Annotated in this window: 18 protein-coding genes; 11 read left to right on the top strand and 7 right to left on the bottom strand. The window is 65.9% G+C overall.

Going from position 1 to position 19253, the window contains the following annotated elements; translation table 11 throughout:
• Positions 1-83: 83 nt before the first annotated feature.
• The gene (locus SCD90_RS04115) at positions 84-1583 is read left to right on the top strand and encodes a replicative DNA helicase (RefSeq protein ID WP_319843369.1); all 1500 of its coding nucleotides are present in this window, start codon (positions 84-86) and stop codon (positions 1581-1583) included.
• Complete coding sequence (gene alr / locus SCD90_RS04110) at positions 1583-2695, top strand: alanine racemase (protein WP_319843368.1); 1113 nt, start codon at positions 1583-1585, stop codon at positions 2693-2695. The genes SCD90_RS04115 and alr overlap by 1 nt, the downstream gene beginning before the upstream one ends.
• On the opposite strand, the gene msrB is transcribed toward alr, so the two are convergent.
• Positions 2692-3192 (bottom strand): peptide-methionine (R)-S-oxide reductase MsrB, encoded by a 501-nt coding sequence (msrB, locus tag SCD90_RS04105; protein ID WP_319843367.1) that lies wholly within the window; start codon positions 3190-3192, stop codon positions 2692-2694. The two genes, alr and msrB, sit on opposite strands and share 4 nt — an antisense overlap.
• A 148-nt stretch (positions 3193-3340) precedes the next feature.
• On the opposite strand from msrB, the gene radA reads away from it, so the two are divergent.
• The 4 genes from radA (at position 3341) to SCD90_RS04085 (ending at position 7784) form a co-directional block, all read left to right on the top strand.
• Complete coding sequence (gene radA / locus SCD90_RS04100; RefSeq protein WP_319843366.1) at positions 3341-4771, top strand: DNA repair protein RadA; 1431 nt, start codon at positions 3341-3343, stop codon at positions 4769-4771.
• A 70-nt stretch (positions 4772-4841) separates the two neighbouring features.
• Positions 4842-5525 (top strand): CvpA family protein, encoded by a 684-nt coding sequence (locus tag SCD90_RS04095; protein ID WP_319843365.1) that lies wholly within the window; start codon positions 4842-4844, stop codon positions 5523-5525.
• A 24-nt stretch (positions 5526-5549) separates the two neighbouring features.
• Complete coding sequence (gene purF, locus SCD90_RS04090) at positions 5550-7037, top strand: amidophosphoribosyltransferase (RefSeq protein WP_319843364.1); 1488 nt, start codon at positions 5550-5552, stop codon at positions 7035-7037.
• Positions 7038-7040: 3 nt separating this feature from the next.
• Positions 7041-7784: an SDR family NAD(P)-dependent oxidoreductase gene (locus SCD90_RS04085; RefSeq protein WP_319843363.1), complete on the top strand. Its 744-nt coding sequence runs from the start codon at positions 7041-7043 to the stop codon at positions 7782-7784.
• Positions 7785-7787: 3 nt separating this feature from the next.
• On the opposite strand, the gene der is transcribed toward SCD90_RS04085, so the two are convergent.
• The 4 genes from der to panB all read right to left on the bottom strand — a co-directional run bounded on the left by der (position 7788) and on the right by panB (position 11229).
• A complete protein-coding gene (gene der, locus SCD90_RS04080; protein WP_319843362.1) occupies positions 7788-9137 on the bottom strand; it encodes a ribosome biogenesis GTPase Der in 1350 nt (449 codons plus the stop codon).
• 26 nt (positions 9138-9163) lie between these two features.
• Positions 9164-9382, bottom strand: coding sequence for a hypothetical protein (locus SCD90_RS04075; protein WP_319843361.1), 219 nt, complete (start codon positions 9380-9382; stop codon positions 9164-9166).
• Positions 9383-9407: 25 nt separating this feature from the next.
• Complete coding sequence (locus SCD90_RS04070) at positions 9408-10325, bottom strand: tetratricopeptide repeat protein (protein WP_319843360.1); 918 nt, start codon at positions 10323-10325, stop codon at positions 9408-9410.
• An 82-nt stretch (positions 10326-10407) separates the two neighbouring features.
• Complete coding sequence (panB, locus tag SCD90_RS04065; RefSeq protein ID WP_319843359.1) at positions 10408-11229, bottom strand: 3-methyl-2-oxobutanoate hydroxymethyltransferase; 822 nt, start codon at positions 11227-11229, stop codon at positions 10408-10410.
• Positions 11230-11438: 209 nt separating this feature from the next.
• Here panB and SCD90_RS04060 point away from each other — a divergent pair, with 209 nt between their 5' ends.
• Together SCD90_RS04060 and SCD90_RS04055 are read left to right on the top strand one after the other, a co-directional pair.
• Entirely contained in the window at positions 11439-12518 is a 1080-nt protein-coding gene (locus tag SCD90_RS04060; protein ID WP_319843358.1) for a Ppx/GppA phosphatase family protein, read from the top strand.
• Entirely contained in the window at positions 12515-13207 is a 693-nt protein-coding gene (locus SCD90_RS04055) for an RlmE family RNA methyltransferase (RefSeq protein ID WP_319843357.1), read from the top strand. Before SCD90_RS04060 ends, SCD90_RS04055 begins: the two co-directional genes overlap by 4 nt.
• Before the next feature lie 239 nt (positions 13208-13446).
• Here SCD90_RS04055 and SCD90_RS04050 read toward each other — a convergent pair whose 3' ends face one another.
• The gene (locus SCD90_RS04050; protein WP_319843356.1) at positions 13447-14880 is read right to left on the bottom strand and encodes a DHA2 family efflux MFS transporter permease subunit; all 1434 of its coding nucleotides are present in this window, start codon (positions 14878-14880) and stop codon (positions 13447-13449) included.
• A gap of 155 nt (positions 14881-15035) precedes the next feature.
• On the opposite strand from SCD90_RS04050, the gene guaB reads away from it, so the two are divergent.
• Genes guaB through SCD90_RS04035 form a run of 3 tightly spaced genes read left to right on the top strand, consistent with a single transcriptional unit; the run spans position 15036 to position 18253 of the window.
• Positions 15036-16532, top strand: a complete 1497-nt coding sequence (guaB, locus tag SCD90_RS04045; RefSeq protein ID WP_319843355.1) for an IMP dehydrogenase — start codon at positions 15036-15038, stop codon at positions 16530-16532.
• Positions 16533-16535: 3 nt separating this feature from the next.
• Positions 16536-16961: an MAPEG family protein gene (locus tag SCD90_RS04040; protein WP_319843354.1), complete on the top strand. Its 426-nt coding sequence runs from the start codon at positions 16536-16538 to the stop codon at positions 16959-16961.
• Entirely contained in the window at positions 16958-18253 is a 1296-nt protein-coding gene (locus tag SCD90_RS04035) for an RsmB/NOP family class I SAM-dependent RNA methyltransferase (RefSeq protein ID WP_319843353.1), read from the top strand. The genes SCD90_RS04040 and SCD90_RS04035 overlap by 4 nt, the downstream gene beginning before the upstream one ends.
• Before the next feature lie 29 nt (positions 18254-18282).
• Here the strand turns inward: SCD90_RS04035 and SCD90_RS04030 are convergent, their stop codons facing one another.
• Positions 18283-19158 carry a leucyl/phenylalanyl-tRNA--protein transferase gene (locus tag SCD90_RS04030; RefSeq protein WP_319843352.1) on the bottom strand — a complete coding sequence of 292 codons (876 nt, stop codon included), beginning with the start codon at positions 19156-19158 and terminating at the stop codon, positions 18283-18285.
• Between the last annotated feature and the right edge of the window lie 95 nt (positions 19159-19253).

Here is a 19253-nt window from a genome sequence, read left to right as displayed (position 1 = left end):
ACTGCTGTTGATGCCGTGAAGGCGGATGCGGAATCGAGCCCATGGTCCGATGATCCCGCTTCACCCGCTCCTGACAGGATGACATGGCTTTCGGCGACAACACCGCCCGCGCGCTGACCGCAGTGCCGGAACCCGTTTACCGCGTAGCCCCGCACAACATCGAGGCGGAACAGGCGCTGCTCGGCGCCGTGCTCGTGAATAACGAGGCGTTCTACCGCGTCTCGGACTTCCTCGAGCCGCATCATTTCCATGAGCCTATCCACCAGCGCATCTTCGAGATCACCGCCGGGCTGATCCGCGCAGGAAAAGTCGCGACGCCGGTCACGCTGAAGACCTTTCTGCCGACCGACGTGGACCTCGGCGGACTTACCCTGTCCCAGTATCTCGCCCGCCTCGCGGCCGAGGCCACCAGCGTCATCAACGCTCAGGATTACGGCCGCACGATCTACGATCTCGCGATCCGGCGCTCGCTGATCCACATCGGCGAAGACCTCGTCAACATCGCCTACGACGCGCCGGTGGACATGCCGCCGCGCCAGCAGATCGAGGAAGCGGAACGCCAGCTCTATGCGGTCGCCGAGTTGGGCCGCTACGACGGCGGCTTCCAGCGGTTCGCCGACGCGCTCTACACCGCCGTGGACATGGCCGCCAACGCGTTCAAGCGCGACGGGCACCTGTCCGGCGTGGCGACCGGCCTGGACGACCTCGACAAGATGATGGGCGGCCTGCAGCGCTCCGACCTAATCATCGTCGCCGGACGCCCGGGCATGGGCAAGACGGCGCTCGCCACGAACATTGCCTTCAACATCGCCAAGGCGTGGCGCGGCGAGGAAGGACCGGACGGCAATTTGAAGACCGTGGATGGCGGCATCGTCGGCTTCTTCTCGCTCGAAATGTCGGCGGAGCAGCTGGCAACGCGTATCATCGCCGAGCAGGCGGACATCGCCTCCTACAAGATTCGCCGCGGCGACATCACCGAAGCAGAGTTCATGCGCCTGTCGGATGCGGCGCGGCTGATGCAGAGCGTGCCGCTCTACATCGACGAGACCGGCGGCATCACCATCTCGCAGCTGACCGCCCGTGCCCGCCGGCTGCAGCGCCAGAAGGGCCTCGACATGCTGGTGATCGACTACATCCAGCTGCTGTCGGGCTCCGGCAAGAAGGACGCCGGGCGCGTGCAGGAAGTGACGGAGATCACGACCGGCCTCAAGGCCCTGGCCAAGGAGCTCAACGTCCCCATCATCGCCCTGTCGCAGCTGTCCCGACAGGTCGAAAGCCGCGACGACAAGCGGCCCCAGCTGTCCGACCTGCGCGAATCCGGCTCCATCGAGCAGGACGCCGACGTGGTGATGTTCGTGTTCCGCGAGGAGTATTACCACAAGAACAAGCAGCCCCGCGAAGGCACCGAAGAGCACATCAAGTGGATGACCGAGATGGACCAGCTGCATGGCAAGGCCGAGGTCATCATCGGCAAGCAGCGCCATGGACCTACCGGCACGGTGCAGGTGCAGTTCGAGGCTGAAGTCACACGCTTCGGCAATCTTGCGCGCGAGGATTATCTGCCGGAGCGGATGGGCGACTGATGGACGGCACTTTTCGGCCGCCGGAGGAAGCCGGCGCACGGCTGATCGTGGATCTCGGCGCCATCGCCGCCAACTGGCGCCAGCTGGCGGATCTTGCGGCGCCGGCGGAATGCGCGGCGGTGGTGAAGGCGGATGCCTACGGGCTCGGCGCCGCGCAGGTCGCACCAGCTCTGTGGGATGCCGGGGCGCGCACCTTCTTCGTCGCGCAATTGGCAGAAGCGCGGGTACTGAGGCCTCTGCTGCCGGATGCCGTCATCTACGTGCTCAACGGGCTAACGCCGGGCGCGACCGCTATCGTCTCCGAACTGCGTGCGCGGCCCGTGCTTGGCAGCCTGCCCGAAATCGGGGAATGGCAGGCGGCTGGTGGCGGCGAAGCAGCCATCCACGTCGACACCGGCATGAACCGGCTGGGTATCACGCTCGAAGAGGCATTCGGGGTTGCGGAGCGGTACAGTGCCGGCACGCTCGGCTTCCAACCCTCGCTGATCATGAGCCATTTGGCTTGTGCCGATGAAGAGGCTCATCCCCTGACTGTGCGGCAGATCGCCGACTTCAGGAAGATCGTGGCAGCCTTCGGCGACGTGCCAGCCAGCCTCGCCAACTCTTCCGCGACCATTGCGAACCCGGACGCACGCTTCGACCTGTGCCGTCCCGGAATCGCGGTCTATGGCGGCAATCCCGTGCCGTGGCGCGACAATCCCGTGCGCCCGGTGGTGCGGCTGGAGGGCCGCGTCGTGCAGGTTCGCGATGTGCCGGAGGGTCAGGGCGTGGGCTACGGCGCTGCCGAGATGACGAAGCGCCCGTCGCGGATCGCTATCGTGTCAGTGGGCTATGCAGACGGCTTCCTGCGCGCCGGCGGGTCGAGCAGCCTCCGCACAGGCGCGGAGACCATCGTCCGCGGCCAACGCTGCCCGCTGATCGGCCGCATAAGCATGGACCTTCTTGCCGTGGACGTAACCGACATGCCCCTCGGTTCGGTGAGCCGCGGCGACTTTGCCTGCCTGCTTGGCGACGGCATCACGGTGGATGAGGTCGCCGGACATGCGGGCACGATCAGCTACGAGATGCTGACCGGGCTCGGCGCCCGATACGCACGGACCTACACGATCTAGCCTGTCTGCGAGGCCTTGAACGTCATGGCCACGCCGTTCATGCAGTAGCGTAGCCCGGTGGGCTTTGGCCCGTCGTCGAAGACATGACCAAGATGGCCGCCGCAGCGGCGGCAATGCACCTCCGTGCGTGCCATGCCGAGCGCGCGATCCGTGCGCGTTCCGACCGCTTCCGGCAGTGGACGGAAGAAGCTGGGCCATCCCGTGCCGCTCTCGAACTTGGTCTCCGAGGAGAACAAGGGCAGGTCACAGCCCGCGCAGGAGAAGACGCCGGCGCGATGCTCCTTGTTCAGCGGGCTCGATCCCGGACGCTCCGTGGCTTCCCGCCGGAGCACCGCGAATTGCTGCGCGGACAGCTGCGCCTTCCACTGCTCCACGGTCTTCTCGACCTCGAAACTCTCGGCCATCGCAGGCTCCGTGAATCCAAACCCGAAGCCGCGAATGCCCAACGCGCCCAGCACCGCTGCACCGCCGAGCAAGATTGTCCGTCTGCTGAACATGATCCACCTCCTGTCTGACTATACGGGTGCAGGCAGCCACCGGATGCTCCCGGACGGTCACAACCACGTAAGCACGGCTGAGAACATAGTAGGAACATTTAAGTGGAAGCGGCGGCTGATTTCCGGCATGATGCACCCGAGGTGAATCATGGCGCGTGCGAAATCCACATTCGTCTGTCAGGGCTGCGGCTCGGTCCACAATCGCTGGTCCGGACGCTGTGAAAGCTGCGGCGCCTGGAACAGCATCGCGGAAGAAGCAGCCGCGGCTCCGGTCGGCAAAGGCGGCGCCATTTCCGTTCGCGGCGGCCGGCGCATCGAACTGGAAGGGCTCAGCGGCGGCCAGCAGGAAGCTCCCCGCATCACGTCGGGCATCGGCGAGTTGGACCGCGTCACGGGCGGCGGGTTCGTCCATGGTTCTGCCATCCTGCTTGGCGGCGAGCCCGGCATCGGCAAGTCCACGCTGCTCATCCAGGCCTGCGCGGCGCTGGCGAGGGCGGGACACCGCACGGTCTATATCTCTGGCGAGGAAGCGACGGCGCAGGTGCGCATGCGCGCAACACGTCTCGGGCTGGCGGATGCGGCTGTGGAACTCGCCGCCGAGACGAATGTGGAAGACATCCTCAGCACCCTGACGGCCGGAGCGCCACCCCGCTTCGTCATCATCGATTCCATCCAGACCATGTGGACCTCCAGCGTCGAATCGGCGCCCGGAACGGTCACGCAGGTGCGCGCCTCCTCACAGGCGCTGATCCGCTACGCAAAGACCTCCGGCGCAACGGTGATCCTCGTCGGCCATGTCACCAAGGATGGCCAGATCGCAGGTCCTCGCGTGGTCGAGCACATGGTGGATGCAGTGCTCTCCTTCGAGGGTGAGCAGGGCCATGCCTTCCGCGTGCTGCGGGCACAGAAGAATCGCTTCGGTCCGACGGACGAGATCGGCGTGTTCTCGATGACGGGCGCCGGGCTCGAGGACGTCGCCAATCCATCCGCACTGTTCCTCTCCAGCCGCGACGTCGCCGCACCGGGCGTCGCTGTGTTCGCCGGAATGGAAGGGACGCGGCCCATCCTCGTAGAGATCCAGGCGCTTGTGGCGCCCTCCTCCCTCGGCACGCCCCGGCGCGCCGTGGTGGGCTGGGATTCGAACCGGCTGTCCATGGTGCTGGCGGTGCTGGAAGCCCATGCCGGTGTGCGTCTGGGCAGTCACGACGTCTACCTGAATGTGGCTGGAGGCCTGCGCATCGTCGAACCCGCCGCCGATGTCGCGGTTGCGGCGGCGCTGGTCTCCTCCTTCGCTGGCTCGGTGCTGCCGCTGGACAGCGTGTTCTTCGGAGAGGTCAGCCTTTCGGGCTCGGTGCGTCCCGTGGCTCATGCCGGCTTGCGCATGAAGGAAGCCGCCCGCCTCGGCTTCTCGCGCGCGATCGGTGCGGCTGGCTCAGGGGACGCAAAGGCGGATTCCGGCCTCTGCCTCACCGGCCTCACGGCGCTCGACGGATTGGTGGCGGAGATCGCCGCGCGAGGGGCGCGCGGTCGTGCCGGCGCACAGCGGCGGGCGCTCGCGGATCAGGCCTTGGATGAATGATGCGTGACGCCACGGCGTCGGCCCGCTATAAGGGCGCCGCGCCGCGCACCGACCGCCAGGGCCGTTTTTCATGTCGATAACCGTTCTCGATTTCATCCTTATCGGCGTTGTCCTGCTCTCAGCGCTGCTCGCCATGGTTCGCGGTTTCACGCGGGAAGTTCTGTCGATTGCCTCCTGGGCCGCTGCGGCTTTCGCCACGCTTTACCTGCTTCCGATGGTCCGGGATTACGCGCGCAGCCAGATCAACCTCGAGCCGAAGATCCTGGTCGATGTGATGGCCGGCGGCGCGATCTTCATCGTCACGCTCATCGTGGTCTCTCTCATCACCATGCGCCTGTCGGACGCCATCCTCGACAGCCGCATCGGTCCGTTCGATCGCGGCCTCGGCTTTCTTTACGGCGGCGCGCGCGGCTTCCTGCTCGCGGTTATCGCCTTCCTGTTCTTCTCTTGGCTTGTCCCCACGCAGCAGCAGCCGGCGTGGGCGGTGCAGGCGGCATCCCGGCCCGCTCTCGAAAGCGCAGGCGCACAATTGCGCGCGATGTTGCCGGAAGACCCCGAAAGCACCATCTTGAACCGGTTCAAGGATCTGCCAGGCAGCAGCGGCGATCCGGCAAACGCGCCCGACGTGGATTCGCAGGCACCTGCGGGTGGCGAATCTGGCGAAACCGAACGCCCGCCCGGCGAAAGCGGCTACAGGCCGGCCGAGCGGCAAAACATGCAGCGCCTGCTGAATACGACTCAGGCCCCGGATTAAAGCCGGCCCTGCGAGGAGTTCTGGATGAACACCGATTCCCATGCCGCCGGTGCGGATGATTTCTGGCGTGAACTGGAAGCGGACCGCTTGCATGAAGAATGCGGCGTCTTTGGCATTTTCGGCCACCCCGATGCGGCAGCCATAACCGCGCTCGGCCTTCACGCTCTTCAGCACCGCGGCCAGGAAGCCTCCGGCATCGTCACGTTCGATGGCAATCGCTTCCATGCGGAAAAGCGGATGGGCCTCGTCGGCGACAGCTTTTCCGACCAGGCGGTGATCGAGCGCCTGCCCGGCACCGCCGCTGTTGGCCACAATCGTTATTCGACGACCGGCGAAACCATCCTTCGCAATGTGCAGCCGCTCTTTGCGGAACTGGCGACCGGCGGCTTCGCCGTCGCCCATAACGGCAATTTGACCAATGGCCTCGCATTGCGGCGGCAGCTCGTGGCCGAAGGCGCCATTTGCCAGTCCACCACCGACACCGAGGCTGTTTTGCACCTGGTCGCCCGCAGCCAGCGCAATCGCTTCCTCGATCGCTTCATCGATGCCGTGCGCCAGTTGGAAGGCGCCTACGCTTTCGTGGCGCTTTCCACAAAGAAGCTGATCGGCGCTCGCGATCCGCTGGGCATCCGCCCGCTCGTCATCGGCGAACTGGATGGCCACTACATCTTGGCGTCGGAGACCTGCGCGCTGGACATGATCGGCGCTAAATACATCCGTGACGTGGAGAACGGCGAAGTGGTCGTCATCACGGAGGATGGCATCGAATCGCACAAGCCGTTCCCGAAGCAGGCGGAACGTCCCTGCATCTTCGAGTTCATCTATTTTTCTCGCCCGGACTCGGTCGTCCAGGGCAAGAGCGTCTACGACGTGCGCAAGCGGATGGGCGTGGAACTGGCCCGCGAGTCCTCGGTTCCCGCCGACGTGATCGTCCCGATCCCGGATTCCGGAGTGCCTGCGGCGCTCGGCTTCTCGCAGCAGAGCGGCGTGCCGTTCGAGCTCGGCATCATCCGCAACCATTATGTCGGCCGCACCTTCATCCAGCCGACACAGCGCATCCGTGAACTGGGCGTGCGCCTGAAGCATTCGGCCAATCGCAGCCGCGTCGAGGGCAAGCGCGTGGTGCTGGTGGATGACAGCCTCGTGCGCGGAACCACGTCCGTGAAGATCGTGCAGATGATGCGCGACGCCGGCGCCACCGAGGTGCATTTCCGGCTTGCAAGCCCGCCGATTACGCATTCGGACTATTACGGCATCGACACGCCGGAGCGCGACAAGCTGCTGGCTGCGCGCCTCGATCTCGAAGGCATGCGCCAGTTCATCGGTGCGGACAGCCTGGCCTTCCTGTCGGTCGATGGGCTTTACCGCGCAATGGGCGAAGGTGCCCGCGATCCTGCCAATCCGCGCTTCACCGACCACTGCTTCACCGGCGACTACCCGACTCCGCTGACGGACCTCATGAACGAGACCGGCGGCGTGAAGCAGTTGTCCCTTCTCGCAGAAGCCAGCTGACCGATGGCCGTTCCTGATTTGACGGGCCGCGTGGCGCTGGTCACCGGCGCATCACGCGGCATCGGTGCGGCTATTGCCGAGGCTCTTGCCGGTGCTGGCGCGCATGTGGTTGCGGTGGCCCGGACAGTTGGCGGACTGGAGAAGCTCGACGATGCCATCCGGGCGGCGGGCGGCAGCGCGACGCTGGTTCCACTGGACGTACTCGACTTCGAAGGTGTCGATCGGCTCGCCATCGCTCTGGCCGACAGGTTCGGCAAGCTCGACGTGCTTGTGGGCAATGCGGGCGTCCTCGGCCCCCTGAGCCCGCTCGGCCATGTCGACCAGAAGCCGTGGGACAATGTGATGGCCGTGAACCTCACGGCCAATCACCGCCTGATCAAGGCCATGGACCCGCTGCTGCGCCGCTCCGATGCTGGGCGCGCAGTCTTCGTCTCTTCGGGGGCAGCCACCAACATCCGCGCCTATTGGGGCCCGTACGCCGTTTCCAAGGCCGCGCTTGACGCACTGGTGCGCACCTATGCGGAAGAGACGCGCAGCACGGCCATCCGTGTGAACCTGTTCAATCCCGGCGCGACGCGTACAAAGATGCGCCAGCAGGCAATGCCCGGAGAGGATCCGCAGACCTTGCCGACCGCAGCCGACGTGGCGCAGCACGTGCTGACCCTCGTGGATCCGGCGTTCCAGGAAACCGGACGCCTGCTCGAAGCACGGTCCGGCCGCCTGCTGGCCTTTCAGCCGCCAGCCTGATCCCTATTCGGGATCGTAGGGGTTTTTCGGCTCGCGGAAGGTGAGCCGAATCGGCGTGCCCGGCAGTTCGAACGCCTCCCGCAATCCGTTCACCAGATAGCGAACATAGCTCTCGGGCAACACGCTCGTGCGCGTGCCGAACAGCACGAAGGTGGGCGGACGGGCCTTGGTCTGGGTCATGTAGCGCAGCTTCACGCGCGCGCCCCGTACCGCCGGCGGCGGATGGTGCTCCAGAACACCTTCCAGCCAGCGATTGATGCGCGCCGTCGGCACACGCCGGTTCCAGACCTCGTGAGCCTGGAGGACGGCCTCCATCAGCCTGTCCACGCCCTCGCCGGTGGCGGCCGAGATGGGAACCAGAGGCATTCCGCGCACCTGCGCCAGCAGGCGGTCGGCCGCTTCGCGGTGACGCTTCATGGCACCCGCGCGCTCTTCCACAAGATCCCATTTGTTGAGGGCGATGACGAGCGCCCTGCCCTCGCGCGACACGAGGTCGGCGATCTGCAGATCCTGCTTCTCGAACGGGATCGTGGCGTCGAGCATGACGACCACGACTTCGGCGAACTGAATGGAGCGCAGCGAGTCGGAGACCGCCAGTTTCTCAAGCTTGTCCTGAATGCGCGCCTTGCGCCGCATTCCCGCGGTGTCGACGAGCCTGATATCGCGCCCGCGCCAGACAAGATCCACCGCGATGGAATCGCGGGTGATGCCGGCTTCAGGACCGGTCAGCAGACGATCCTCGCCCACGAGCCGGTTGATCAGTGTCGATTTGCCCGCGTTCGGACGCCCGACAACTGCAATGGAGAGCGGGCCGCGCGGGCCGTCATCTTCCTCGTCCTCATCCTCTTCCGGAGGCTCATGGCCGATGGCGGCGTTCAGCGCCTGATAGAGATCGACAAACCCCTCATTGTGCTCGGCGGAGAGCGGAACCGGATCACCCAGTCCGAGGCGGAAGGCATCATAGGCTCCGGCAGTCCCGCCATGGCCTTCTGCCTTGTTGGCAACGAGCACGACCGGCTTGCCGGCTTTGCGCACAATCCCCGCGAAGTATTCGTCCTCGGGCGTAATGCCGACGCGTGCGTCCATGACGAACAGGATGATGTCGGCGCCTTCGACGGCCGACATCGTCTGCGCGCGCATGCGCCCGGCAAGCGTCGCTTCCTCGGCGTCTTCCAAGCCTGCCGTATCGATCGCGATGAACTCGAGATCCCCGACGGTGGCCTCGCCCTCACGTCGATCGCGGGTCACTCCGGGACGATCATCTACAAGCGCGATTCGACGACCGACGAGTCGGTTGAACAGCGTGGACTTGCCCACATTGGGCCGCCCGATAATGGCTACGACGGGTAACATGGTTTCGGCTCCCGCCGGTGGCTGGGTTAGCGCGGCGCGGATGCGGCAGGAACGGTCGGGCTCTGCGCTTCACTGTTCGGCGACGGCAGGCGGCGCGGACCGGCAAAGGGGTCGCCCGGCGCGAAGACGGGCCGCCTCTCACCCGGAAGCGCCTTTTCCTTTTCGGCGAACGGGTTCAACGACCTTGCGGTGTCGCAGCCGGACAGTGCCAGACCGAGCGCCGCAGTGACGAGTACAAGGCGCAACCTGGGAGTCATCCTGAATTCCCTCTCAGTTCTGTGGCGCCGGAGCGCCGTCGGCTGCTGGCGGTTCCGTAATGGCCGGCGCGTCAGGCGCAGCGGCATCAGGACCAGCGGAGCCAGGCAGTTCGGGCATCGTAGTTCCATCTGACGGGGCGTCCAGAGCGCCGCCTGCTTCGGGCACCGGCGAAGTCGCGGGAACGGCAACCTGCGGTGCTGCGCTGTCCGGCGCGCCGGGCTGTGCCGCGTCCGCAGGCGCAGCTTCGGCCACAGGCGCCTCCTCCGGCACCGCTGCGCCCGGCTGGCTGGCGCCGGAGGCAAGATCAAGAAGGATCTGCGCACGCGCACGGCTGCCCGCAGGCGCTTCCACATCGGCAACGAGTTCCTCGGCCCAGCGCCGTGCTTCCGCCATGTCGCCGGCCTTCCAATGGGACAGCGCGAGAATCTCCCGCGCCGCATGGCGCCAAGAATTGCCGGGTGCTGCCAAGACCTCGACGCGGCTGGCGACATCTGCCGGGCTGCCGGTGTCGATCAACAGGTATCCGGCACGGATGCGGGCCATGTCGCGGAGCACGGGCGTGATGCTGCCGTCCTGCGTGATGGCCTCGAATGCGCCGATCCCCTTCGCCGGATCGACCGCTGCCTGCTCGCTCGCGGCCCTGAACAGGGCAAGTGCGCGGTAGCCTTCCGGAGCGTCGGCCGCGATGGCCTTCAGCGCTTCGTCGGCCTCCGCATGCTTGCCATCGCGCGCAAGCGCCAGGGCCGCCTCATAACGCGCACCCGCGGCCGCAGCCTGTTCGGCCTTGCTATGCTCCCAATAACGCCATCCGCCGACCCCGACGATGATCAGGACGGCCACTGCAATCACGGCCGGGCCAAGACGGCGCCACAGGCGGCCGAGCCGCTCCTGCCGGATGTCTTGGTCGATCTCGTTGAATATGTCGGACATGAGCCTGCGCTACGCTGGATTCGGCCGGGGCCGAGCGGCGCGCACCATAGACACGCACCACCGCCCGTGCAAACGCCGCTGCCTAGACTTTCTTCATGGAGTAGGTGTGCTCGGGCGCCGGGAAGCTCCGATCCCTCACCTCTCCGGCATAGGCCTGGATGGCCCCGCGGATGTGATCGCGCAGCGTGCCGTACTTCTTCACGAACTTGGGCACCCGGTCCGTCAGGCCCAGCATGTCCTCCATCACGAGAATCTGGCCATCGCACGCGGCCGATGCACCGATGCCGATCGTCGGCGCCTTGCAGAGCTCCGTGATCTTGGCACCCAGCGGCTCGGCGACACCTTCCACGACGATGGAGAAAGCGCCTGCCTCGTCCACGGCGCGGGCATCGGCAAGGATGGCATCCCAGTCTTTCTCGTCCCGGCCCTGCGCCTTGAAGCCGCCAAGGGTCAGCACTGATTGAGGGGTGAGGCCGACATGGCCCATCACCGGCACGCCGCGTTCGGTGAGGAAGCGGATGGTCTCGCCCATGCGCACGCCGCCTTCCAGCTTCACGGCGCCGGCACCTGTCTCCTTCAGCATGCGGGCGCAGGCACGAAACGCCTCGGCCGGGCTTTCCTCGTAGGAGCCGAAGGGCATGTCCACGACGACCAGCGCGCGCTTCGACCCGCGCACCACGGCCTGACCCTGCAGGATCATCATTTCCATCGTGACAGGAACGGTCGTCTCCAGCCCGTGCATCACCATGCCGAGGGAGTCGCCGACAAGGAGCAGTTCGACGAGATCGTCCGCCACTGCTGCCGTGTGCGCATGATAGGCCGTCAGGGTGACTATGGGCTCGCCGCCTTTTCGCGCGCTGATTTCGGGCGCGGTGATGCGGCGGATGGTGGATTGGACGGACACAGGTCGCCTCCATGGGTACGGGCGCAAACAAGCCGACGAAGAGCATGCGCCAGCCCATGCCGCAAGGCCATCATGGTACGGTCGTGAACACGCCGGCCTTGCGCCACGGGCGTGGGTTGTTAAACTTCGCTCGAACAGAACTCTATGAACGCGCTCAGTCTTTTGACGCGTTCGAAGGACATGAAGTGGAATTCCGAGCGCCGCCGAAGATGGCAGCCGCTGCGCCTGCAGGCGCGCGGCCCGGCGAGACCGAAGGTCGGCACAAGCCTGCTTCGGTCCCCGGCGCTTCGGCACGTCTGTCCCCGCTCTACGCGGCCCTTGATCTCGGCACCAATAATTGCCGCCTCCTCATCGCGCGTCCGGTCTGGGATGGCTTCCGCGTGGTGGATGCGTTTTCCCGTATCGTGCGGCTCGGCGAAGGCCTTGGGGGTTCCGGCAGGCTGTCGTCGGACGCGATCCTGCGCGCGATCGAGGCCCTCAAGATCTGCCGGGACAAGATCGTCTCCCGGGGGGTGCAGCGCACGCGCCTGATCGCCACCGAAGCCTGCCGCGCGGCAGAGAACGGCTGCGAATTCAGCGAACGGGTGCGGCAGGAAACCGGCCTTGAGCTCGAGATCATCGATCGTGGCACCGAAGCGCGCCTCGCGGCGCTCGGCTGCGCTCCATTGGCGGATCCGCAGTCGGACGGCGTCCTGATCTTCGACATCGGCGGCGGCTCTTCCGAACTTGTGTGGCTGGAGCGGCAGAAGCATGGCTTCTCCGGCGAGCCCCGGATCCGGTCCTGGCTGTCCCTGCCCATCGGAGTGGTCACCCTCGCCGAGCATCACGGCGGCAATGAAGTCACCGAAGAGGTCTTCGAAGCCATGGTCCGGCAGGTGGAGCCCATGCTCGACGCCTTCCCGGAAAAGGAGGCGCTTCGCAAGGCCTGCGGCAAGGTGCACATGCTGGGCACCTCCGGCACGGTGACCACTTTGGCAGGCGTCCATATGGACCTGCCGCGTTACGACCGCCGGCGCGTCGACGGGACCTGGCTATCGGACGTCCAGATCGCCACGGTGGTCGGGCGGCTTCGTGCAATGTCCTATGAGGAGCGTGTCGCCAACCCTTGCATCGGACGCGAACGCGCCGATCTTGTGCTGGCCGGCTGTGCTATTCTCGAAGCGTTCCGGCGCCGCTTCCCCTGCACCCGCTTGCGGGTCGCCGATCGCGGATTGCGCGAGGGAATGCTTATCGAACTCATGCGCGCCGACGGGATGTGGCGTGGCAGCAACCGGGCCGCACAAGGATGACCACGAAGGGCGGAGCTGAAGGTGGCGGCGGGCGAAATCTCCCGAAGCGCCTCAAGACGGCGCGCGGTCGCACCACATCGCAGCAGCTATGGCTTCAGCGGCAGATCAACGATCCTTATGTCGCCCGTGCGAAGCGCGAAGGCTTTCGCTCGCGTGCGGCCTACAAGCTGATCGAGATCGACGAACGTCACCACATCCTGAAGCCGGGCGACCGCGTGGTGGATCTCGGTGCTGCTCCCGGCGGCTGGGCGCAGGTCTCGGTTGGGAAGATCGGAGCGCCCGAGCGCGGCAAGATCGTGGGTATCGACATCCTCGACATCGAACCGATCCCCGGCATGACCTTCGCGCAGATCGATTTTCTGGACGATCGCGCACCGGTTCTCCTGAAGGAGATGCTCGGCGGTCCGGCGGATGTCGTGTTGTCGGACATGGCGGCTAATACGACCGGCCACAAGGCAACCGATCACCTTCGCACGATGGGACTTGTCGAAGCGGCAGCGGAATTTGCCACGGAAGTTCTGGCGCCCGGCGGGCGGTTCCTCGCGAAGGTTCTGCAGGGCGGCACCGAGGTGGCGCTGCTCGCGGAGCTGAAGAAGAATTTCCGGGACGTGAAGCACGTAAAGCCACCGGCGAGCCGGGTCGGCTCGTCGGAGCTCTACGTGTTGGCCACAGGATTCCGCGGCGCCTAGCGGCGCGCGTCCACGTCGGTCCGGGCAGCGCCCTTGTTGAATACTTTCTTCGCTACCCAAAGCATGGCAGCGGCCTTCAGAACACGCATGATCATGATGAAGTCCTCCTTGCTTCTACAATCGAGCTGGAGGCTCCGGGGTTCCAGCGAGACCGTGTGCTGGCCGACATCCAACGGTGGGGCTGTGCGGTATGGGTCCCGGCCTTCGCCGGGACACTGGCCACCTGCGAATTGAACAGCTCAGGCCTTCTCCCGCATCTCGATGACGGGATCGGGTACCACGAGCCCCTGCCTGCGGTGGCCGGAAACCTCCGCACCCGCCTCTGGCGGCAAACGCAGGAAGACGAGGAACGACAGGAACGACATCGTTCCCACCAGCACGAAGGCCCATGTGAAGTCCGCCGGCAGCAGTTCCGTGCCACCGCGCAGGCGCATGGCGGATTCCAGCGTGAGCGCACCGATGGACACGCCTACGGAGAGCGCAACCTGCTGGCAAACGCTCGTCATCGAGGTGGCGCGGCTCATGCGCTCGTTGTCTATGTCCGAGTAGCCTAGCGCGTTCACGGCCGTGAACTGAAGCGAGCGGAAAAAACCGCCGATCAGCAGCACAACCAGGATGAACCCCCATGGCGTCTGCGGCGTGAACAGCGACGGCGCGGCGACGAAGGCGGCACTCAGGACCGCATTGATGATGAGAACGGTCCGGAAGCCTAGATTCCGCAGGATCGGTGGCGCGCTGATCTTCATCGCGATGGCGCCCAGTGCCGAGACGAAGGTAAGCATGCCCGAGTGGAACGGGTTCAGGCCGAACCCGATCTGGAACATCAGCGGCAGAAGGAAGGGCGACGCACCGACGCCAACGCGGAACAGCGAACCGCCGATGATGCTGACGCAGAATGTCGGGATCCTGAACAAGGTCAGGTCGAGGATCGGGGCCGCCGCGCGCCGGGCGTGAAACCAGTAGGCGATCAGCATGACCGCGCCGGTGCCGAGAAGCGCGAAAATCACGGGTCGGGGGAAGATGTCGAGGCCAAAGGCTGTCGACCCGGTGACAAAAGACGCGAGCCCCATGCCGGAGAGCACGAACCCCAGCGAATCGAACCGGGTGCGAACAGCCTCGCGGATGTCGGGGATGAACATCGTGGCCAGAACCAATCCCAGAATTCCGATCGGGATGTTGATCCAGAAGATCCAGCGCCAGTGGAAGTAGGTGGTGATGAAGCCGCCCAGCGGCGGACCGACGACCGGGCCAACCAGCGCGGGAATGGTCAGCCACGCCAGTGATCCGACCAGTTCAGACTTCGGCACGGTGCGGAGGATGACGAGCCGCCCCACGGGGACCATCATGGCCCCGCCCATGCCCTGTACGATCCGTGCAACGATGATCTGCTCCATATTGCCGGCAAGGCCGCAGAGGATCGATCCGAGCAGGAACACCCCGATGGCCGCGCGGAAAACCAGACGCGCGCCGAAGCGATCCGCGAGCCATCCCGAGGCCGGGATGAAGACCGCGAGGCTGAGCAGGTAGGACGTCAAAGCCAGCTTCAGCCGGATAGGATCCTCGCCGATATCCCGCGCGATGGCAGGCAGCGCTGTGGACAGAACCGTCGAGTCCAGGTTCTCCATGAAGAGAGCGCAGGCGACGATGAGTGGGACGAGGACGCGGGGTGGCATGGCGCCTACCTAGTGCCCCTCTGCATGGCAGAGAAGTGGAAGCTGCGCTTTCGCGTTGCCGGAAGGGGTGATATGCACCACCGCCAACCTCTCAGAGCAGCCGCGACGCGCCCCAAGCGCCGCCCTGCCGCTCACCCGAACGCAAGGATGTTGGCATGGCCAAGCTTATCGAAACCCGATTCGGCGGCGAAGCACTCACCTTCGACGACGTTCTCCTGCGCCCCGGCCCGTCCGTTATCATGCCCAGCGACGCGGATATCCGCTCGCGCGTAACCCGCAGCATCTCCGTCAACCTGCCGATCATTTCCTCGGCCATGGACACTGTCACGGAGTGGCGTCTCGCCATCGCCATGGCGCAGGCGGGTGGCCTCGGCGTCATCCACCGCAACCTCGCACCCGAGGAGCAGGCCGATCAGGTCCGCGCGGTGAAGAAGTTCGAGAGCGGAATGGTGGTGAACCCCGTCACCATCTACCCCGACCAGACGCTTGCCGACGCTTTCGAGTTGATGACGCGGCATCGCATCTCGGGCATTCCGGTGGTCGAGCGCGGCGCCGGCGGCCGTCCCGGCAAGCTGGTCGGCATCCTGACCAACAGGGATGTGCGCTTCGCGACCAACCAGGCGCAGCCCGTCTCCGAACTGATGACCAAGGACCGTCTGGTCACCGTGCGCGAAGGCGTCGACCAGACCGAGGCGCGCCGCCTCCTGCACCAGCACCGCATCGAGAAGCTGCTGGTGGTCGATGACGATTTCCGTTGCACCGGCCTTATCACCGTCAAGGATATCGAGAAGGCTGTCGCGAACCCGCTCGCCAACAAGGATGAGCATGCGCGTCTGCGCGTCGCCGCGGCCTCTACCGTTGGCGACAAGGGCTTCGAGCGTTCCGAGATGCTGATCGATGCCGGCGTCGACCTCGTGGTGATCGACACCGCGCATGGACACTCCGCACATGTGCTGGAACAGGTCGCGCGCGTGAAGCGCATCTCCAACAATGTTCAGGTCATGGCCGGCAATGTGGCCACCGCCTCCGGCGCCAAGGCGCTGATCGATGCCGGCGCGGACGCGGTCAAGGTCGGCATCGGGCCGGGCTCCATCTGCACCACGCGCATCGTGGCAGGTGTCGGCGTGCCGCAACTCACGGCCGTACTGGAAGCCGCCGAGGAAGCCGCAAAGCAGGATATTCCGGTGATTGCCGATGGCGGGATCAAGTACTCCGGCGACCTCGCCAAGGCGCTGGCGGCCGGCGCGGAAGTCGCGATGGTCGGCTCGCTGCTCGCGGGCACCGAGGAGAGCCCCGGCGAGACGTTCCTGTATCAGGGACGCTCCTACAAGGCCTATCGCGGAATGGGCTCGGTGGGCGCCATGTCCCAGGGTTCGGCAGACCGCTACTTCCAGCAGGACATCAAGGACAGCCTGAAGCTGGTGCCGGAAGGCATCGAGGGCCAGGTTCCCTACAAGGGTCCGCTCGGCAGCGTGCTTCACCAACTCGCCGGCGGGCTACGCGCCGCAATGGGCTATGTGGGGGCAGCAAACCTCCAGGAGCTTCGGGACAAGGCCGAGTTCGTGCGAATTTCGGGCGCTGCCCTGCGCGAGAGCCATGTGCACGATGTGACGATCACCCGCGAAAGCCCCAATTATCCGTCGCGGTCCTGATCGTTGACACGTTTCGACGTCCTTTTGCCTGTCTTCGTGCAGGCCGCGCTGATGTTCGGGCTGCTGTTCTGGCTGGCGCGCGAGCGCTATGTCGCGGTTAAGTCCGGCACGTTCGACCTCGCGGGCTATCGAGAAGGCGGCGCCGGTTTTCCGCGCCAGCCGACGCTCGTCAACAATTGCTACAAAAATCAGTTCGAACTTCCCGTCCTGTTCTTCGCGCTCGTTCCCCTGGCGATCATCACGGAGAAGGCCGGCTTCGTCTTCGTCGTGCTGGCCTGGGTCTTCGTCGTCAGCCGCATCGTGCATGCGCTGATCTACACGACGACTAATGAGGTGCGCCGCCGCGCACTGGCCTTCTGCGTGGGCGTCGTCGCGCTGTTCGCCATGTGGTTCCTGTTTTTCATCGACATGCTGGTGGCCTCACTATGAAAACTGCAGCCCATGCTGCTGCTGCCATCGAGGTTCTGGCCGAGATGGCTTCGGCCCGCCGCCCTGCCTCCGATGCCCTGAAGAACTGGGGCACCGCGCACCGCTTCGCAGGCTCCCGCGACCGGGCCGGCATCGCCAGCCTCGTCTATGACGCACTGCGCCATCGTGCCTCCATCGCCTGGCGCATGGGCGACGACAGTCCGCGGGCGCTGGTTCTCGGTGCCCTCGCCTTCGTTCGCGGCAAGAACGCGGAGTACATGGCGGCAGCCATCGCAGACAGCCCGCACGCGCCGGAGCCGCTGACGGAAGCGGAACAGCACGCGTTCATCCACGGCACGCTGGATGGCGCACCGGAATGGGTACGCGGCGATTATCCGGAATGGCTGGACAGCCATTTCGCACGCGTCTTCGGCGAAGAGCGCGGCGCTGAACTTTCCGCGATGGCGGAACGCGCGCCTCTCGACCTGCGCGTCAACGTGCTGAAGGCCGACCGCGAGCAGGCCCTGAAGGCGCTCGATCATCTGGGAGCCTCGGAGACGCCAATCTCGCCCCTCGGCATCCGCATCAACCTGCTCGACGACGGGCGTGGGCCACCGGTGCAGTCCGAGCCTGCCTTCCTGAAGGGGCTGGTGGAGGTGCAGGACGAGGGATCGCAGCTTGCGGCCATGATCGCCGCGGCGGCTCCCGGCGAGCAGGTCATCGACCTATGCGCCGGAGCCGGCGGCAAGACGCTGGCCCTGTCAGGCGGGATGAACAATCGCGGCCAACTATTTGCATATGATCGCGATATCCGCAGATTGGCGCCGCTGCATGAACGTGCTGAGCGTGCCGGCGTGCGCAATCTGCAGGTTCGCTCGCCGCGCGGGCAGCAGGATGTCATGGCGGATCTGGTCGGCAAGGCCGATCTCGTTCTGGTGGACGCGCCCTGCACCGGAACCGGCACATGGCGGCGCAATCCCGACGCCAAGTGGCGCCTGCGGCCCGGCTCCATCGAGGTTCGCCAGAACGAGCAGGATGCAGCGCTGGCCGATGCGGCGCGACTGGTGAAGCCCGGCGGACGCCTGGCCTACATCACCTGCTCGCTGCTGCCCGAGGAAAACGACGACCGCCTGGCCTCGTTCCGCACCACACATCCGGAGTTCACGACACTGCCGGCGCAAGAGGCCGCGATCACCGCCGGTCTGCCGGCGCTTGCAGCCTACGCGAACGCAGATGGCAGCGGGCTGGTGCTGACCCCGAAGCGCACGGGCACGGACGGCTTCTTCGTCGGGCTGATGCGGAAGGCAGGCTAGGGGCAGGCTACTCGGCTCTGCCGGCGGCTCTACCCTGCCGGCACCCAGTTGCCGACTTCTGCGGAGCCGGCTTCTACCATCCAGCGGCCGGCACGCATCGCCGGCTGCGGGGCCGCGTGCAGAATGCCGAGATAATCCGCCCGGGGAACGTCACGGAAGCCCATGTCCACGACGTTCGGATGCGTTCGCTTGTTGTCCGCCAGCCTGAAGCCCCAGCGCTGTAGGTGCCAAGCCAGCACCATGAAGCCGATCTTCGATGTGTTCGGCACCACCGCGAAGCGCGACTCGATGACGAACACGCCGCCACTCGCCACTCCGTAGCCCCCGCCAACCAGAGCACCCTCGCCGTCCCACACCTCAAAGCTGTGGGCGTGGCCGGCACGGTGGAGTGCCGAGAACCTGCGCATGATGGCGGGCGTGATCCAGGTCAGCGGCACGCGGCGGGTGTCCGGCGCGGCGCAGGCCATCATCACGCGGTCGAACGCTTCGTCGAAGGTGACGCGGAAGCGCGCCTGCCGCAGATGCGCGCGAAGGCGCTTGGCGATGTGCGTTTCCTCAAGGAACAGCACGCAACGCTGCGAGGGCGACCACCATTTCTGCGGGCCGATGTGGCTGAACGGGTAAAGCCCGGCTGCATAGGCTTTCACCAGTGTCGGCACCGAGAGGTCACGCGCGAGGCCACACAGGCCATCGGGGCGGGTCAGCGCATTTGCCGGATCCGGCAGTCCGGTGGTGGGGCTAAGGAGATCACGCGCCGCGATCCCGGCAAGGCCCGGCAGGTCTCGTATGCGATCCGGCTTCAGCGCATAGGCGAGTCCCAGAACCTGGCGGCGAGCCCATGCAGCTGGCGGCTCGTGGAACACAGGAACGGTCTGCTCGTCCTCGACCGGTGAAGCCTCCTGCATGCGCGCCACTCCGGTTGCCGATGCCGAGGATGTATCGTTCAAAAGCTGCAAAACCGTTTCGCGGGTCAGACCTGCGGTCTTGCAGGCGGATTGCC

Origin of the sequence: Terrihabitans rhizophilus, assembly GCF_033898525.1 — a bacterium.
GTDB classification, from domain to species: Bacteria; Pseudomonadota; Alphaproteobacteria; order Rhizobiales; family Methylopilaceae; genus Flaviflagellibacter; species Flaviflagellibacter rhizophilus.
The sequence above is the reverse complement of the archived record's forward strand: the minus strand, read 5'-3'. Positions and strand labels throughout refer to the sequence as shown.

What these genes read in the sequence shown, in the direction of transcription:
- msrB (WP_319843367.1), bottom strand. Translation starts at nt 3,192, where the DNA reads ATGTTCAGCAGACGGACAATCTTGCTCGGCGGTGCAGCGGTGCTGGGC.
- SCD90_RS04055 (WP_319843357.1), top strand. Translation starts at nt 12,515, where the DNA reads ATGACCACGAAGGGCGGAGCTGAAGGTGGCGGCGGGCGAAATCTCCCG.
- SCD90_RS04030 (WP_319843352.1), bottom strand. Translation starts at nt 19,158, where the DNA reads ATGCAGGAGGCTTCACCGGTCGAGGACGAGCAGACCGTTCCTGTGTTC.
- SCD90_RS04085 (WP_319843363.1), top strand. Translation starts at nt 7,041, where the DNA reads ATGGCCGTTCCTGATTTGACGGGCCGCGTGGCGCTGGTCACCGGCGCA.
- der (WP_319843362.1), bottom strand. Translation starts at nt 9,137, where the DNA reads ATGTTACCCGTCGTAGCCATTATCGGGCGGCCCAATGTGGGCAAGTCC.
- SCD90_RS04095 (WP_319843365.1), top strand. Translation starts at nt 4,842, where the DNA reads ATGTCGATAACCGTTCTCGATTTCATCCTTATCGGCGTTGTCCTGCTC.
- SCD90_RS04060 (WP_319843358.1), top strand. Translation starts at nt 11,439, where the DNA reads ATGGCAGCCGCTGCGCCTGCAGGCGCGCGGCCCGGCGAGACCGAAGGT.
- SCD90_RS04115 (WP_319843369.1), top strand. Translation starts at nt 84, where the DNA reads ATGGCTTTCGGCGACAACACCGCCCGCGCGCTGACCGCAGTGCCGGAA.
- radA (WP_319843366.1), top strand. Translation starts at nt 3,341, where the DNA reads ATGGCGCGTGCGAAATCCACATTCGTCTGTCAGGGCTGCGGCTCGGTC.
- SCD90_RS04070 (WP_319843360.1), bottom strand. Translation starts at nt 10,325, where the DNA reads ATGTCCGACATATTCAACGAGATCGACCAAGACATCCGGCAGGAGCGG.
- guaB (WP_319843355.1), top strand. Translation starts at nt 15,036, where the DNA reads ATGGCCAAGCTTATCGAAACCCGATTCGGCGGCGAAGCACTCACCTTC.
- alr (WP_319843368.1), top strand. Translation starts at nt 1,583, where the DNA reads ATGGACGGCACTTTTCGGCCGCCGGAGGAAGCCGGCGCACGGCTGATC.
- SCD90_RS04050 (WP_319843356.1), bottom strand. Translation starts at nt 14,880, where the DNA reads ATGCCACCCCGCGTCCTCGTCCCACTCATCGTCGCCTGCGCTCTCTTC.
- SCD90_RS04035 (WP_319843353.1), top strand. Translation starts at nt 16,958, where the DNA reads ATGAAAACTGCAGCCCATGCTGCTGCTGCCATCGAGGTTCTGGCCGAG.
- purF (WP_319843364.1), top strand. Translation starts at nt 5,550, where the DNA reads ATGAACACCGATTCCCATGCCGCCGGTGCGGATGATTTCTGGCGTGAA.